This is a genomic window from Nitrosomonas supralitoralis (genome assembly GCF_003011925.2).
GTDB classification, from domain to species: Bacteria; Pseudomonadota; Gammaproteobacteria; order Burkholderiales; family Nitrosomonadaceae; genus Nitrosomonas; species Nitrosomonas supralitoralis.
Window position 1 is genome coordinate 18168 of the sequence record NZ_PXXU01000039.1, and the last position, 15980, is coordinate 34147.

Below are 15980 nucleotides of genomic sequence, written 5' to 3' on the forward strand. Positions count from 1 at the left end.
ATCGATAAGTATATAACATCATGTTATTCTGAGAAGAATTCTCGTGCCTTGTCCATCCATGATTTAGCACGAGGACTATGACGCGGTCCATCTTTGAGGCTAATCGATTCCAGTTCTTCCAATAGTTCTTTTTGACGTACAGTCAATTTAACTGGAGTTTCCACGATAACATGGCAAAGTAAATCGCCCTTATCATGACTACGCACACCTTTGATCCCTTTACCACGTAAACGAAAAATTTTACCTGTTTGAGTTTCATCCGGCACCTTAATCTTAGCGTGGCCCTCAAGAGTAGGCACTTCGATTTCCCCACCTAATGCAGCCACAGTAAAACTAATTGGTATTTCACAATGCAGATTATCGCCATCACGACGAAAGACTGAATGTGCAGACAGATGCACCACGACATAGAGATCACCAGGCGGCCCACCATTCAAGCCCGCTTCACCTTCCCCTGAAATTCGAATACGATCACCATCGTCGACACCCACTGGTATTTTCACATTAAGTGTTTTCTGTTGCTTAATGCGCCCAACCCCATGACACGCTGTACAAGGATGCGCTATGATCTTTCCACTTCCATGGCATTTAGGACAGGTCTGCTGAATAGAAAAAAAACCTTGTTGCATTCTTACCTGTCCATGGCCATTACAAGTAGGGCAGGTTTTGGGCGAGCTTCCTGGCTTAGATCCGCTACCATGGCAAGTATCACAATTATCCATGGTAGGAATGCGAATCTTAGTTTCTGTCCCGTGTGCAGCCTGCTCCAAAGTAATTTCCAGGTTATATCGCAAATCGGAGCCACGATGCATATTAGAACGTGCGCTACGACCACCAAAAATATCTCCGAAAATATCACTGAATGCATCACTAAAACCTTGTGCACCACCTCCACCGGCTGAATTTGCATCGACTCCCGCATGACCAAATTGATCATAAGCTGCACGTTTATTTGAATCAGTCAATATTTCATAAGCTTCTTTGGCTTCCTTAAACATCTCTTCTGATTTAACATCGCCTGCATTCCGATCGGGATGATATTTCATTGCCAACTTACGATAAGCCTTTTTAATTGTATTTTCATCGGCGTCACGGCTGATACCGAGAACCTGATAGTAATCGCGCTTACTCATATTGATTTCCTGCTACCGTAAATAACTTTATGCAATCTTGGTTTATACGATGTTTATTATTTTGTATCAAATACTAAAACGCAGAATACGCAGAAAAGACTCAGAACTCTCTTCATGCGCTTCTGCGCCCAGTCCCAGTATGTTTTAATAAAAAATTATTTCTTGTTCTTTACTTCTTCGAATTCTGCATCAACCACTTCACCTTCAACTGGTTTTTCTCTATTGCCAGATGCGGATTCTGATCCAGGTTGCGCTTGCGGTTCCTGCTGATCCTTTTGCTGATACATCTTTTCCGCTAATTTATGCGCTGCCTCGGTTAAAGCTTGTGTTTTTACATCAATATCGTCCTTATTGTCAGTCTTGAGCACATCTTCAGCATCTTTCAATGCAGTCTCAATTTTAACTTTCTCCTCACTGCTTAACTGATCACCATGTTCTTTCAAAGATTTTTTAACAGAATGGATCATCGCATCACACTGATTACGACTGGAAATTAACTCTAATGCTTTGTGATCTTCTTCAGCATGCGCCTCTGCATCTTTTACCATCCGATCAATCTCTTCATCTGTCAAGCCAGAACTTGCCTGAATTTTGATCTTGTTTTCTTTACCGGTCGCTTTGTCTTTAGCAGAGACATGTAAAATACCATTGGCATCAATATCAAACGTCACTTCAATCTGCGGCATACCTCGCACCGATGGCGGAATATCACTTAAATTAAATTGACCCAGACTTTTATTACCAGAAGCCATCTCACGTTCACCCTGCAATACATGAATCGTTACCGCGGTCTGATTGTCTTCCGCTGTAGAGAAAACCTGCTGTGCCTTGGTTGGAATGGTAGTGTTTTTCTGAATCAATTTGGTCATTACGCCGCCAAGTGTTTCGATACCGAGTGATAAAGGCGTCACATCGAGTAACAGAACATCTTTCACGTCCCCTTTCAACACACCACCTTGAATGGCCGCACCAACAGCTACCGCTTCATCAGGATTAACATCCTTACGGGGTTCTTTGCCAAATATCTCCTTGACCTTATCCTGCACTTTCGGCATGCGAGTCTGTCCACCGACCAAAATAACATCGTCGATATCTGAAGCAGTCAGTCCGGCGTCTTTAATCGCCGTGCGGCAAGGACCGACAGTCCGCTCTATCAATCCTTCCACCAAGCTTTCCAGTTTGGCGCGAGTAATCTTAACCGCCAGATGTTTCGGCCCCGATGCATCAGCAGTAATGTACGGCAAATTGACTTCGGTTTGCTGACTGGATGACAATTCAATTTTGGTTTTTTCTGCTGCATCTTTTAGACGTTGTAACGCCAGCATATCCTTTTTCAGATCAATACCATTTTCTTTTTTGAATTCATCCACCAAATATTCAATCACAAGCATATCAAAATCTTCGCCACCCAGGAAAGTATCCCCATTGGTCGCCAGTACTTCAAATTGATGCTCACCTTCGACTTCAGCGATTTCAATAATAGAAATATCAAAAGTACCACCGCCTAGGTCATACACTGCGATTTTCCGATCGCCCTCCTTTTTATCCAACCCAAATGCCAATGCCGCAGCCGTTGGCTCATTAATAATCCTTTTTACTTCCAAGCCGGCAATTCTTCCCGCGTCTTTCGTTGCCTGGCGTTGTGAATCATTAAAATAGGCCGGTACCGTAATCACTGCCTCGGTCACCTCTTCACCCAAATAATCTTCGGCGGTTTTTTTCATTTTCATCAACACTTGCGCAGATACCTCTGGGGGCGCAATCTTCTTACCACGCACTTCTACCCATGCATCATTGTTTTCGGCTTTGACAATGCTATAGGGCACCATCTTGATATCCCGCTGAACCATATCTTCATCAAAGCGACGCCCAATCAGCCGTTTTACCGCAAATAACGTATTTTTGGGATTGGTAATTGCCTGACGTTTGGCTGAAGCTCCTACAAGCACTTCATTTTCCTCAGTGTAAGCAACAATAGAAGGCGTTGTCCTCGTACCTTCCGCGTTTTCTATAACCTTAGGCTTGCCATTTTCCATTACGGCTACGCAGGAGTTGGTAGTGCCTAAATCGATACCAATAATTTTTGCCATATTTAGATCCTTATTAAGAGATTATTCTGTCTGTCCATTGGGTTTGAAATGGAGATACCTGATAAAAATTCAAGAACCTTGAGCTTTCGATACTGATACAAGTGCAGGACGGATAATACGTTCATGCAACTTATAGCCTTTCTGCATAACCTGAACAACGGTATTGGGAGCCAAATCCGAGTCCACTATGCACATTGCCTGATGGTAATGGGGATCGAACTTCTCTCCAACTGGATCAATCAGCTTAATGTTATATTTATCAAATACACTCATCAGCTGTTTTTGGGTTAATTCAATACCATTCTTGAAACTTTCCACACTGGCATTTTCAACTGCCAATGCCGCATCTAAGCTATCCATTACGCTCAATAATTCACTAGAAAAATTTTCTATGGCATATTTATGTGCATTTGCAATATCACTTTGTGAACGCTTGCGAATGTTTTCAGTTTCCGCTTTTGCACGCAACCAAGCATCATGATGCTCGGCCGCTTTGATCTCGGCATCTTTCAATAATTGCTCGACACCAGGTTGTGTCTCCTTAATTTCGCCAGTTTGAATGGTTGCATCGCTGGATATTCCAGGAACATTAGCTTCTTCTTTAGTATCAACCATATCAGCTTGATTGATATCCGGTTTGTGTGAATTTTCTGATCCTTGCATCATTCCTCCTAATGAGTGTCCAAGCGATATTGGGATCGCACGATGAAATTTCAAGCCTTGAATGGATTTATTTTATGTTGCAAGCAAACTCTCCAATAGAGATCTATCAGTTAGCAATTGATTTCTATCTGGATATTGGATTATTTCTTTATTCTCAAGGCTAAAATATTAGCCATGCCAACATAATTCTGCGGAGTTAATGTCAACAAACGAACTTTCTCGGCTTCTGGAATGTTCAAAGAACCAATAAATTGATGCAATGTTACTTGAGACATTCCATTCTTGCCTCGTGTTAATGCTTTTAATTGTTCATATGGATTTGCCACACCATAACGACGCATCACGGTCTGAATCGGCTCCGCCAGTACCTCCCAAGTATTGTTCAGATCAATCATTATTCCAGAGGTGTTAACCTCCAATTTATTTAAGCCTTTAATACAGGAATCATAAGCTAACAGGGTGTGTCCTAACGCCACGCCCATATTGCGAAGGACTGTTGAATCGGTCAAGTCTCTTTGCCAGCGCGATATTGGCAATTTTTCGCTCAAATGACGCAATAATGCATTAGCAATACCCAAATTACCCTCCGAGTTCTCGAAATCAATCGGATTGACTTTATGCGGCATCGTTGAAGAGCCGACTTCATCCGCTTTGGTTTTTTGTTTAAAATAACCAAGCGAAATATATCCCCAAATATCGCGATTCAAATCCAGCAGGATTGTATTAATCCTTGCATACGCATCAAACAATTCTGCCATCGTGTCATGGGGTTCAATTTGAGTCGTGTAGGGATTAAATTCAAGCCCTAGCCTTTCAACAAAAAACCGCGCAAATTTTTCCCAATCCAAATCCGGATAAGCGGACAAGTGCGCATTGTAATTACCCACTGCGCCATTAATTTTTCCGAGAATCGCGACAGATTCGAGCTGTTCCCTCCCCCGCTGCAGGCGATATGCAACATTGGCTATTTCTTTACCCAATGTTGTTGGCGTGGCTGGCTGCCCGTGAGTACGGGCCAACATTGGAATATCTGCGAATTGATGTGCCAACTCGATTAACTGGTCAATAACCTTGCTGAGTGCAGGCAACATCACTTGCTGCAAACTGTTTTTAAGCATCAAACCATGCGATAGGTTATTAATGTCCTCAGAAGTACAAGCAAAATGTATGAATTCACTCACTCTAGCCACTTCAATATTGTTGGCTAGCTTCTGCTTTAACCAGTACTCGATCGCTTTTACATCATGATTGGTCGTCGCCTCAATGGCTTTAATCGCCTCTCCATCTTCCAGCGAGAAGTTTTCCAGCAAATTATCCAGTTGCATTTGCGTTTGTTCTGAAAAACTCGGCACTTCTACGATCTCAGGTTCATGACTCAACGCTTTAAGCCATGCGATTTCAACGTGCACTCGAAAACGAATTAAAGCAAATTCGCTGAAATATGATCGCAAAGATTCAACTTTTTTGTGATAGCGACCATCCAAGGGAGATAACGCTGTAATAACAGGGAAATTCATGTCATTTTAAAATTTTTTGAGGTTTGGATTTTAACATGTCTGCTTTGAACTGCAGGTGATATTCAGATAACTCATCAAGGTTTAACTGACACACCACACAGATTGTGTTTATTCCGGCTGTCGACGCTGGGGGAAGAACAAAACCATAGCAAACATATGATCGCTTGTTGCAATTACATCTGGAGCAAGGGATTAGCAGTTAAGATAGCTTAAAGAACTTATCGTGGATACGTCGTGTGGCACGCCAGACCAACCACACGACGACTGGAATCATCAATCCGGCAACCAGTTCGGGATGTATCGGCAAGCCGGTTGCTTTGCCTGCTTTAGCCAGATATAGCAGCAAACTGATGACGTAATACGAAATCGCCGCAATCGATAAACCTTCCACGGTACTTTGTAAGCGCAATTGCAATTCCTGGCCACGAGTAAGTTTTTCCAATAACTGCTGATTCTGGAATTCTGTCTGGATATCAACACGCGTGCGCAGTAAAGCACTTGCTCGTGAAATGCGTGCAGAAAGATAGCTCATCCGTTGAGCGGTTGCTTCCACTGTAGCTATCGCCGGTGAAAGCCGACGTTGCATGAATTCCCCTATGGTAGGGGTACCTGATATGGCTTGTTCTCTGAGCTCGCTGATACGTTGTATCACCAGCTTGTTATAGGCTTGTGTCGCTGCAAAACGATAACCATGCTCGACCGTAGCACGCTCAATGTGTGCAGCTAAATTGATCAGCGTATCGAGCAATTCCTGAGCAGAGCTCTCTTTATTTTCGAGTTGCGCCGTGATATTAGAAAGTTGTTGCTCGGCGCTGGTTAATTCAGGAATAAGTCGCTTGGCGAATGGCAGCCCTTTTAATGCCATTAACCGATATGTTTCAATTTCGAGCAGTCGCTGCGCAACCCGCCCAGCCCGTGTCTCGGATGCTTCAGCCGACATAATTACCAGCATGTGTTCAAAACCGCTTGAACGCAACTGAAAATCCGTCACTGCGAGTGAATGTCCATCTCTTCCCATCAAGGACGCTACCACTCGATTACCGTCAAACCAATTGCGCGCCAGCTCAAGCGTTTTGTCCGCTTGATTTAATTCTCCCTCTACCATTGCCAGCTCGATAGCCGCAAAAGTTCTTCCAGGAATGTCAGCCAACCATCCTCGCGGCAGCGCAACATAAACCACTAACTCAGGATCTAATGCTCCAAGTTGTGCTGCTTCAGGCAAGTGCTGTAATACGGAATAGCGTGTAAACTCGGTGTGACGCTCCCATCTTAAGACATAGTCTTGTAGATACAATTGTAAAAAATTATTTTGCAATTGCTCGGGCATCAGTGCCTGTTGCCCGGGGAGACGACGTAAATGCTCACATTCCTGCTCGCGGGTGATACCCGCATTGATTACAGCCACATAGATCACCAGCGCGGGCAACTGGATGCGCTGACTCGGACGGGCATGTACTTCATTATGCAGCAAAACACGCTGTGGATCGTTGCTGGGCAACAAAACCGATGGGGGAGTATCAATATCTGAATTCATACCTGCGGGAAACCAGCAATTTTATGGAATATCTGAATGTACCAAGGATCCGAGACAAGGTCAAAAATACAGAAAAACGCCCTCTCATAGTCTACAATAGTGATTCACCACTATCGATTATTATCTGCAACAATCTCCTGAGATTCACGTACCTTGATTAGCCAATTGAAATGACCAAAATCAATCACAACACGCCATTATCCACATCACATTTGCAACAGCGTAGTCTTGAAGCCGTATGGCATCCATGCACGCAAATGAAGCAACACGAAGCTTTTCCGCTCATTCCTGTGGTCAGCGGGAAAGGAGTATGGCTTCACGATGCTGACGGCAATCGCTATTTGGACGCGATCAGTTCCTGGTGGGTCAATCTCTTTGGTCACAGCAATCCTCATATCAATGCCGCGATTCGTGATCAGCTCGACAAAATAGAGCATGTCATGCTGGCAGGGTTTACTCATGAACCGGTTGTAGCGCTATCGGAACGGCTGCAAAAGATAACCCCTGGCACACTCGGACATTGTTTCTACGCCAGCGATGGCGCTTCAGCAATTGAAATCGCGTTAAAAATGAGCTTTCACTACTGGCTTTTGTGCGGACAACCTCAGAAAAACCATTTTATCAGCCTGCAAAATGATTACCACGGTGAAACATTGGGCGCACTATCGGTGACCGATGTAGCCATTTTTAAGCAAACCTATGCGCCACTACTGCGCCAGTGTGCACATGTCCCCACACCCGACTGGCGCTATGCGGAACCCGGAGAATCCGCACAGGATTACGCCATTCGCGCCGCCGCCGCGCTCGAACAGTATGTAGCTGAAAATCACTCACAGATCGCTGGATTTATTCTTGAGCCACTGGTACAAGGTGCAACCGGCATGGGTATGTATCATCCGATTTATTTGCAACGCGCCCGGGAAATATGCAATCGGTACCAAATACATTTGATTGCCGACGAAATCGCGGTCGGTTTTGGTCGCACAGGCACTTTATTTGCTTGTAATCAAGCTGATATTGCACCGGATTTCTTATGTCTAGCAAAAGGTCTGAACGGTGGTTATCTGCCGCTCTCGGTCGTCATGACCACCGATACGGTTTTCCAGGCATTTTATGATGACAAAATAGCGCATGCATTTTTACATTCACATTCACATACCGGCAATGCGCTGGCCTGTCGCGCAGCATTAGCCACGCTGGATATTTTTGAACAGGATCAGGTCATTGATGCCAACAAAATCAAAGCGGCGTATCTGAATAAAATTGCAGTTCCACTCACAACTCATCCTAAAATCATAAACTTTCGCAATTGCGGCATGATTTGGGCTTTTGAAGTTAAGACTGATGATCCCGATTTTTCAGCAAAGTGCTTTCAAGCCGGGTTGAAACAACGGCTACTGTTACGCCCATTGGACACAACCATTTATTTCATGCCGCCTTACATTATCAATGAGCAGGAAATGGATCTGTTGATCAGTGGAACGCTGCAAATATTGGATACACTATGACTTATTGATAAGAAGATATCTATCATGCAATTGACTTTCTTAGGCGCAGCGGGTGAAGTAACCGGTTCCAGCTATCTCGTTGAAACTGGGTCCGTAAGATTTCTGGTTGATTGCGGTATGTTTCAGAGTGGACGAGAGGCGGATAAAAAGAATCGTACCGCTTTTAAATTCGATCCTAAAACCATTGATTTTGTATTGCTGACCCATGCCCATATCGACCATTCCGGATTATTACCGCGGCTGAGTGCGTGGGGCTTCCGAGGTCCGGTATATTGCACCGCAGCAACTGCCGATCTACTCCAAGTCATGCTCAAGGATAGCGCCTACATTCAAGAAAAAGAAATCGAGTGGCGCAATAAATCACGTCGCCACAGTCGACCTGCTCAAGATTTCGCTCCACTTTATACTGTTACGCAAGCAGAAGCGATGCTGAGGCAATTGCATCGCATCAATTACAATACTGAAATTAACCCTCACCCTTCAATACGCTGCTGCTTTCGCGATGCCGGGCATATTCTCGGCTCTTCCATTATCGAGCTTTGGGTAAAACAACATTCAGGGTATAAAAAAATTGTATTTACCGGTGATCTCGGAAAACCCGGTCATCCGGTTGTACGGGACCCTGCGATTATCCATCAAGCTGATATTCTGTTAATTGAATCTACGTATGGCAACCGACTGCATCGTAGTATGACCGATACTCTTGATGAATTGGTCCATGCTGTTAATGACACATTGATTCATAAAGGCGGCAACGTCATCATCCCGGCTTTTACGGTTGGACGTACTCAGGATATCCTATTCCTGCTGGTTGATCTCTATCGGCAAGGCAAACTCGGAAAAATGGAAATTTATGTGGATTCACCAATGGCGCAAGCAGCCTCTGAAATCACGCTGCAACACCTTTCCCTGCTCGACCAGGAATCCACAGACGCATTGCAATGGATGAGCGACAATGTTCAAAAACCCTGGATCCATTTTGTGCAGGATATTGAAGAATCAATGCAACTCAATCACATCAAACACGGCATCATCATCATTTCAGCCAGCGGCATGTGTGATGCCGGACGTATCAAGCACCACCTCAAATACAATCTGGGACGACCCGAATGCAGCATAGTGATTACCGGGTTTCAAGCGGCAAGATCCATGGGCAGGCGGCTCGTAGACGGCGCTCGTGTTGTTAAAATTTTTGGTCAGGAAGTTCCCGTTAGAGCAGCCATATACACGATCGGCGGCCTCTCAGCACACGCTGATCAGGCCGACTTACTCAATTGGCTCGGTCACTTCCAGAAAATGCCACAAAAGATATACGTCGTGCATGGCGAACTCAGTAATTCCGCCGCACTGGTTGCAGCAATTCAACAAAAATTCAATTGGACAGCAAGCATTCCGGAGCGTTTGTCTGTAGCTACTCTTTAGATTTGAAACCTACTGGCACAACTAATCTAATAAATAACCCCGTGACAAGACCATGGAGAATCGCAAGCCATGACCCGGATATTTTTGTCATTGCTATAACAAAAAGGCTAAAAAAACAATACTGTAAATTGCGACCCTTGTCCTTCCGCACTGTTAAAGGAAAGCGTCCAGCCATAACGCTCACAAATACGTTGAACAATCGAGAGACCTAATCTGGCTCTATCTGTATTACCAGAATTATCATTCACAGTATGTTCAGATAGTTGAGCCTGCATTGCTGCATTGATTCCTGCGCCAGTGTCTGTAACTATCAGTTGACTAGTTGTTGTTGATACTGTAACAGTACCTTGATTGGTATATCGGAATGCATTTCGTACCAGATTGGCAACCAGAACACTGAGAATTCCTGGGGGTGCCTTCACTTTTAACGGTTCCTTTTCTTCGATTATCATTTCGACTGGCTTGTCACCCAACCATACACGCTGTTGTTCAATTACCTTGCGAATTATTGGCATCAATGCACAATCATCATGGAATAAGTTCGATTCGTTTTTAATTTGTGCCAACATTAAAAATGTCTCAATCAATTCAGATATCTCATCGACAGCTCGTTGAATTCTACGAATTCGCCCGAATTCTAAAGCAGATAGATTAGGTTTCGCAGACATTAATTCTGCCGCCAAGCTGATGCTGGTAACGGGTGTCCTTAACTCATGACTCACATTGCTCGCAAATTCCTTTTCCCGAATCAACAGCTGTTGCAATTGTTCATGATGGTGTTGAAATTTTTCGGCCAGAATGCCTATCTCATCATCGCTGAAGACTGACAAATCCAGGGATTCTCCTGGCTGATGCTTAAATGCAGAGACTTGTTTAACAAGCTGTTTGATAGGATTAATTACTCGAAGTGACACTTTCCAGCCGATAACTAATGCAATGATGAGAATGATAATTGAACATAACCAAACCATGTAGACAAAATCACGCCCATGCTGGCGGATACTCGTTTCGTCAAACTGCACGGTAAAACGAGTTTCGCCGATATGCTCGACCAATACTCGGAAGTATCGATCATTATACGTAACGTTGTGAAAGCCTTGTGTAAGATCACGCACATGCACTGGCATGTCGTCTATTTCATCGAATGGTGTAATATAAGTGTGAATAGTCATACGAGAATTGGGGAATCCCAGAGTTTTTGCATTCTTAATCTGCATTTGATATTCTTGAAGCTCTGTATAGAGTATGTCATCGAGCATATTTGCCTCAAATGATTGCAATGCAATAACCAGAATCACCCCGAAAACAAAGACCAGCGTAACTCCAAAAATTAGAAACGCAAACACGATACGTCGGCCGATTCGATTAATCTTCAGCATTCCTGTCGGTGAATTTATACCCAAAACCACGTACAGTATGTAAAAGCGCTCGGCCAAATGGTTTATCAATAATCTGTCGCAGATTGGAAAGATGTGTACGCAGGGCATCACTATCCGGTGGATCTTCCTTCCAAACTGCATACTCAATTTCTTTGCGTTCGATGACACGATGTGCATTTTGCATCAGAAACGTCAATATTCGGAACTGCGTCGGATTAAGGATGATATGTTTACCTGCGCGAAAAACTTCATGAGCATTCAAATCGAGTGAAAGATCTCCAACTTTTAGTTGCGGATTAAGGGTACGGCAGGTCCGTTCAGATAATACTTTAATGCGCGCCGCCAGTTCTTTGAGAGAAAATGGCTTTGCCATATAGTCGTCCGCACCCGAATTGAAGCCATCCAATTTATTTTCGAGTGAGTCACGAGCGGTCAACATAAGTATAGGAATTAACCGTTGCGCATCCGTGCGAAGTCGGCGGCATAGCGTGATCCCATCGATACCCGGCAAACCTAAGTCAAGAATAATTACATCGTAATCATTGGTGACCGCCAGATGTAGACCTGTCACCCCATCTCCCGCAGCATCAACCGTGTACCCTAAGAACTCAAGGTAATCGAAGATACTGGCGGCGATGTCCTGATTATCCTCAATTATCAGCACTCTCATGGAAACGTCCTTGGTCCAAAATTAAAAACCAAATAAAAACTAAGCCAGGCAAAACTTACTAACTCAACAGCTCATTTAGCAAGCCGTTAAAAAACTATCTGCGGCTGCTATAGAGCTAAAAACAGGCTCAAAATGCTTATTTATTAAGCATAACTACGCTTTTTCGCCTGTTTTTGCCTTATATCAGCTGCTTATAAAACGTTTTTCAACGGCCAGTTAGGATAGAAAAAAGTGTCTTGATAAGATGCATAAAACTTCATATGAATTTTCAATGCCGTAATAGAAAACACTGTAAGTCTAGCCTAGCTAATATCAAGATAATGTTAAAAACTCAATAAATACTTTAATTTTTGTGTTTTTTCTATGCAATGAGCTAAATGCAGAGAAATCGTCATTTACTTTATTCTGTAGAGGATTCACTATTAATTTCAATATTCCCGTTGCCATGAGTTTGAATTCCGTGACGAGCACCAGAAGACTTATATATTTATATAACCCTACTCAGAACATATTCCAAAACCGCACATCACATTATTTTCTCCTAAATAATCTGGTTTAACAGATTTTTAGCAATATTTTAACGAATCGCTTGCATACATCCCCTTAAAGTCGCTATCACGCTGAGTGATAATAAATGTTATCAACTATGGTGCGCTATATCTTTTAACAGCATGGAGGTATGAAATGAGTAAAAGCATATTCACCTACGGATATTTTCTGACTGCCTTTTTTGTGCTACCGAGCATAGCGTTCGCTACAGACGCATCAAAGAATCAACCAACTAAAGAGAAGACACCTATTGAACTGCAACGCGAGCAAACGCTCCAGCTTACACATAAAATGATGGGGCACATCAATCTTGCGCAATTTGCATTGGATATCAAGCTTCCTGATGAAGCCTCCGGCTATATTAAAAAAGCACAGGCCATCCAAACCGAATTAATGACGCAATCACCAGAACTCAAGATTAATTCTTCATTTAAGTACGGCAAAGTAACGTACGATGGCAGTCAAACGATTAAGGAACGCTATGTACCCGTCATGGATGACATACTCCTGATCAGCGATTATGAAACTATCTTCAAACATTCAAAAGAGATGGGGATAAAGGAAACAGATGCTGGTTTGGTTCACATCAATGTCATGGTCGATCTGGCTGCAGTAAAAACAAGTCTGGATAACGCTCTTCAGGATATAAGCAAAAAAGAATATAGCCAGGCACAGAGCGCGCTTGCTGCAATTTTTAAGAGCGCCATTATCGATGAAACAGAAATCGACGATCCAATCCTGGCGATCTCTGGAAATTTGGCGCTTGCTAAAGCATTCTTGAGCGAAAGGCAATATGACAAGGCGCGTTTTACACTTGAATATGTGCAGAAGCGTTTATCCGATGCCAAAAACACAAGCCTTTCCGGCGTTGATCAGGCGAGTGTAGATAAGCTTTCAACAGATTTGGATAACTTACAAGCAGAATTAAAGAAAGAAGATCCAACGCTGACTCAGCGCATCAGTGATCAATTCGACCATTGGAAGAAAGCTGTCAAAGGCTGGACCAGTTAGTTCAATCAAATCAAAATCAACCGATTGACGTCACTCAAATGATCAAAAACAGCAAGGTAACAATTGATGTTTTATTTTTATCGTAAAAAATGAGGTGATTAAATCATCAAAAGAATATCAACTATTTTAGCAATCGGGATTTTAGCGCTTTTCTTCAGTAGCCAAATCAGTGCATCAGAATATGTAGCAAAAACTGGATTTGGAGAAAATGTGAATATTAATATGGCGAAAGCTGTCGAACACGCAGAGGCGGCCAAGGCACATGGAAATAATTCTTAAGTTTGCAGAGACAAGCTTAATGTATCCCAGGATGCTGCAACAAAAGTCATCGATAATATAAATGTCACAGGAATAGAGCACATAGATGCGTCAATTAAGCACTATGGCAAGTCGGTTATCTTCAATACTGACAATAAGAATACATGTACCAGCTTGGAATTCATCGAGCTGCTGAAGGACAACGGCCTCCAAATCAGTATGGATGGTAAGGGTAGCTGGCGTGACAATGTGTTTGTCGAACGGCTTTGGAAGAGCATCGAATACGAAGAGGTATATCTGCACGCCTACAGCCGCGTATAGGATGCAAAACAAGGCTTGGAAAAATATTTTTCATGTTCTACAGGCAAAGCAGGGCAGGCTTTAACCGCAGTGTTTCCACTTAAGATATGGGAAAAATTGTCCAATCAAGTGAGCCCGCTTCGTACAAAGCATGTTCTCCCCTTGTGCGTTGCCGTACAGAACCAATGTATTCTCTTTAGTATTATTAAACACGTAGCTTTAAACCGAAGCTGAAAATTATAGCGATTGAATGGTTAATTGAAATCTATAAAAAGTTTCCAAATAAATAGATTCAAAGCCAAAGTAAGTATATGCAGGTTAGTGGTAGCTTTGGAGAAAACTACTTGTTCGTGGTTCACGACCATAAAAAAACGCAATAACGATACTTTCAATTGGAGGCAAATATGAGTTACGAAGAACGCGATACGTATGGTATGTATAAAAATCAACAACAGCAAGATGGACCTGGTCCTCGATTGATGGGTGCCGATACCCTGATTGGAAACGAAGTCCGGAATCATAAAGATGAAGATTTAGGAGACATCAAAGAAATCATGTTAGACACTCAAACGGGAGAAGTATGTTACGCCGTTTTGTCCTTCGGGGGGTTTTTAACGATAGGAGAAAAGCTTTTTGCAGTACCGTGGGACGTATTAAAGCTTGATCCAGCTAACAAATGTTTTGTGCTGAATGAAGAAAAAGAAAGACTAAAAAATGCGCCGGGCTTTGATAAAGATAACTGGCCCAATATGGCTGACCAAACATGGGCACAGAATATTCGGTCTTATTATAAGAATTGAATTGAATAATAAAGATCGCTTATGACTAGTTGTTGCATTATGGGGTTTTTCTCCTTCACAATATAAATAAAAAGCCTTCTCAGAAGGCTTTTTATTTATATTGTGTGATGATTAAACTAAGGTAGCAATTTGATTAAAAATTTCATAGATAGATATGATTGCCTACTTAACGGAAATCGCTACATAACATATTTTCTGATAGACTTATGGCATTATTTGCTATCAAAAACGACAATGTTCAAATAAATATTTTTGAATGTAGAGTCTGCAAGTTTAAGAGCATTGATTCCATGAACAGAAAAAATTCTTCATATTCTTGAGAAAAAACTTATTACGGATATATTGTGAGGAGGTATGAAAAAATATTCCGGATTAGAGATTTTAACTGACCCTGCTGCAGGTAATCACATTGTTAAAGTATGTCACGATGCCGCTACGCGTGCGGAAGCTGTAACATATTTCATAGAGAAGGGATTATCCAACGAAGAAGCGGTTATAGTTATCGCCAGACCTGAACTTAGAAAGGCGGTGAATGCCTTGATGGAGATGCAGGGTTTAAATGTGCCACTTCTAAAAGAACAGGGGAAATTAAAGTTTTTTGATGCAGAATTTCTCTTATCAAATATGTTGGTGAATGATGAGGTGGAACTGAACGCTTTTCAGAAATTTATTGGAGTTCCAATACAAACTGCAAAAAGAAAATACGGTAAAGTTCGGGCTTTTGGTGAAATGGTAGATGTGCTTTGGAAAACAGGACGAGACGATACAGCCTTGCAACTTGAAGACTTGTGGAACCAATTACTACAATCACATCAATTTTCGTTGCTGCACACTTATTCAGTAGAAAATCTTGATCCAAACAATTACGAAGAATCTTTGGAACTTATTTGCAAACGCCATACCCACCATATTTCAGCACAAAAACACGATCCAAGTGATTTCACAATCGGCGAAGCAATGTCAGATATTTTTGGGATTGCGTGGAATCGTGTAATGAAAAAAATAATAACCCAGAAGAATTCAATACAAATGCCTCCTGTTGCTTAAGCATAAGCAGCCTTAGGTTGCTTCTTCCAGCGACAAGACTCTTCTTTTGCTATGTGATAACATTCGCATGCAGCATTCTCAAGTCTATCTCTATCCTTA

At 42.5% G+C, this 15980-nt stretch carries 12 protein-coding genes and 1 pseudogene; 6 read left to right on the plus strand and 7 right to left on the minus strand.

The window, feature by feature from the left end:
• Positions 1 to 23: 23 nt before the first annotated feature.
• The 5 genes from dnaJ to C7H79_RS12140 form a co-directional block, all read right to left on the minus strand.
• On the minus strand, positions 24 to 1133 hold the full coding sequence (gene dnaJ, locus C7H79_RS12120) for a molecular chaperone DnaJ (RefSeq protein ID WP_106707517.1): 1110 nt from the start codon (positions 1131 to 1133) through the stop codon (positions 24 to 26).
• 155 nt (positions 1134 to 1288) lie between these two features.
• Entirely contained in the window at positions 1289 to 3223 is a 1935-nt protein-coding gene (dnaK, locus tag C7H79_RS12125) for a molecular chaperone DnaK (RefSeq protein WP_106707518.1), read from the minus strand.
• A 69-nt stretch (positions 3224 to 3292) separates the two neighbouring features.
• Positions 3293 to 3886, minus strand: a complete 594-nt coding sequence (gene grpE / locus C7H79_RS12130) for a nucleotide exchange factor GrpE (protein WP_106707519.1) — start codon at positions 3884 to 3886, stop codon at positions 3293 to 3295.
• A gap of 140 nt (positions 3887 to 4026) precedes the next feature.
• The gene (purB, locus tag C7H79_RS12135; RefSeq protein ID WP_106707520.1) at positions 4027 to 5403 is read right to left on the minus strand and encodes an adenylosuccinate lyase; all 1377 of its coding nucleotides are present in this window, start codon (positions 5401 to 5403) and stop codon (positions 4027 to 4029) included.
• Between the two features lie 199 nt (positions 5404 to 5602).
• Positions 5603 to 6937 (minus strand): DUF3422 family protein, encoded by a 1335-nt coding sequence (locus tag C7H79_RS12140; RefSeq protein WP_106707521.1) that lies wholly within the window; start codon positions 6935 to 6937, stop codon positions 5603 to 5605.
• Between the two features lie 170 nt (positions 6938 to 7107).
• Between C7H79_RS12140 and bioA the strand changes: the two genes are divergently transcribed.
• Positions 7108 to 8445, plus strand: a complete 1338-nt coding sequence (gene bioA, locus C7H79_RS12145; RefSeq protein WP_106707522.1) for an adenosylmethionine--8-amino-7-oxononanoate transaminase — start codon at positions 7108 to 7110, stop codon at positions 8443 to 8445.
• Between the two features lie 24 nt (positions 8446 to 8469).
• Positions 8470 to 9867 carry an MBL fold metallo-hydrolase RNA specificity domain-containing protein gene (locus C7H79_RS12150; protein WP_106707523.1) on the plus strand — a complete coding sequence of 466 codons (1398 nt, stop codon included), beginning with the start codon at positions 8470 to 8472 and terminating at the stop codon, positions 9865 to 9867.
• A 107-nt stretch (positions 9868 to 9974) separates the two neighbouring features.
• On the opposite strand, the gene C7H79_RS12155 is transcribed toward C7H79_RS12150, so the two are convergent.
• Entirely contained in the window at positions 9975 to 11246 is a 1272-nt protein-coding gene (locus C7H79_RS12155; RefSeq protein WP_106707524.1) for a sensor histidine kinase, read from the minus strand.
• Positions 11233 to 11916, minus strand: a complete 684-nt coding sequence (locus tag C7H79_RS12160) for a response regulator transcription factor (protein ID WP_106707525.1) — start codon at positions 11914 to 11916, stop codon at positions 11233 to 11235. Before C7H79_RS12160 ends, C7H79_RS12155 begins: the two co-directional genes overlap by 14 nt.
• A 684-nt stretch (positions 11917 to 12600) precedes the next feature.
• On the opposite strand from C7H79_RS12160, the gene C7H79_RS12165 reads away from it, so the two are divergent.
• The 4 genes and pseudogenes from C7H79_RS12165 (at position 12601) to C7H79_RS12185 (ending at position 15881) form a co-directional block, all read left to right on the plus strand.
• On the plus strand, positions 12601 to 13476 hold the full coding sequence (locus tag C7H79_RS12165) for a YfdX family protein (RefSeq protein ID WP_106707526.1): 876 nt from the start codon (positions 12601 to 12603) through the stop codon (positions 13474 to 13476).
• Positions 13477 to 13827: 351 nt separating this feature from the next.
• Positions 13828 to 14052 (plus strand): annotated as a pseudogene (locus C7H79_RS18935) (IS3 family transposase); the annotation flags it as partial.
• Between the two features lie 386 nt (positions 14053 to 14438).
• Positions 14439 to 14834, plus strand: a complete 396-nt coding sequence (locus tag C7H79_RS12180; protein ID WP_106707528.1) for a PRC-barrel domain-containing protein — start codon at positions 14439 to 14441, stop codon at positions 14832 to 14834.
• Positions 14835 to 15188: 354 nt separating this feature from the next.
• Positions 15189 to 15881, plus strand: a complete 693-nt coding sequence (locus tag C7H79_RS12185; protein ID WP_106707529.1) for an MEDS domain-containing protein — start codon at positions 15189 to 15191, stop codon at positions 15879 to 15881.
• The last annotated feature ends 99 nt before the right edge of the window (positions 15882 to 15980 follow it).

Coding starts and splice junctions, on each gene's coding strand:
- dnaJ (WP_106707517.1), bottom strand. CDS start 1,133: ATGAGTAAGCGCGATTACTATCAGGTTCTCGGTATCAGCCGTGACGCC.
- dnaK (WP_106707518.1), bottom strand. CDS start 3,223: ATGGCAAAAATTATTGGTATCGATTTAGGCACTACCAACTCCTGCGTA.
- grpE (WP_106707519.1), bottom strand. CDS start 3,886: ATGCAAGGATCAGAAAATTCACACAAACCGGATATCAATCAAGCTGAT.
- purB (WP_106707520.1), bottom strand. CDS start 5,403: ATGAATTTCCCTGTTATTACAGCGTTATCTCCCTTGGATGGTCGCTAT.
- C7H79_RS12140 (WP_106707521.1), bottom strand. CDS start 6,937: ATGAATTCAGATATTGATACTCCCCCATCGGTTTTGTTGCCCAGCAAC.
- bioA (WP_106707522.1), top strand. CDS start 7,108: ATGACCAAAATCAATCACAACACGCCATTATCCACATCACATTTGCAA.
- C7H79_RS12150 (WP_106707523.1), top strand. CDS start 8,470: ATGCAATTGACTTTCTTAGGCGCAGCGGGTGAAGTAACCGGTTCCAGC.
- C7H79_RS12155 (WP_106707524.1), bottom strand. CDS start 11,246: ATGCTGAAGATTAATCGAATCGGCCGACGTATCGTGTTTGCGTTTCTA.
- C7H79_RS12160 (WP_106707525.1), bottom strand. CDS start 11,916: ATGAGAGTGCTGATAATTGAGGATAATCAGGACATCGCCGCCAGTATC.
- C7H79_RS12165 (WP_106707526.1), top strand. CDS start 12,601: ATGAGTAAAAGCATATTCACCTACGGATATTTTCTGACTGCCTTTTTT.
- C7H79_RS12180 (WP_106707528.1), top strand. CDS start 14,439: ATGAGTTACGAAGAACGCGATACGTATGGTATGTATAAAAATCAACAA.
- C7H79_RS12185 (WP_106707529.1), top strand. CDS start 15,189: ATGAAAAAATATTCCGGATTAGAGATTTTAACTGACCCTGCTGCAGGT.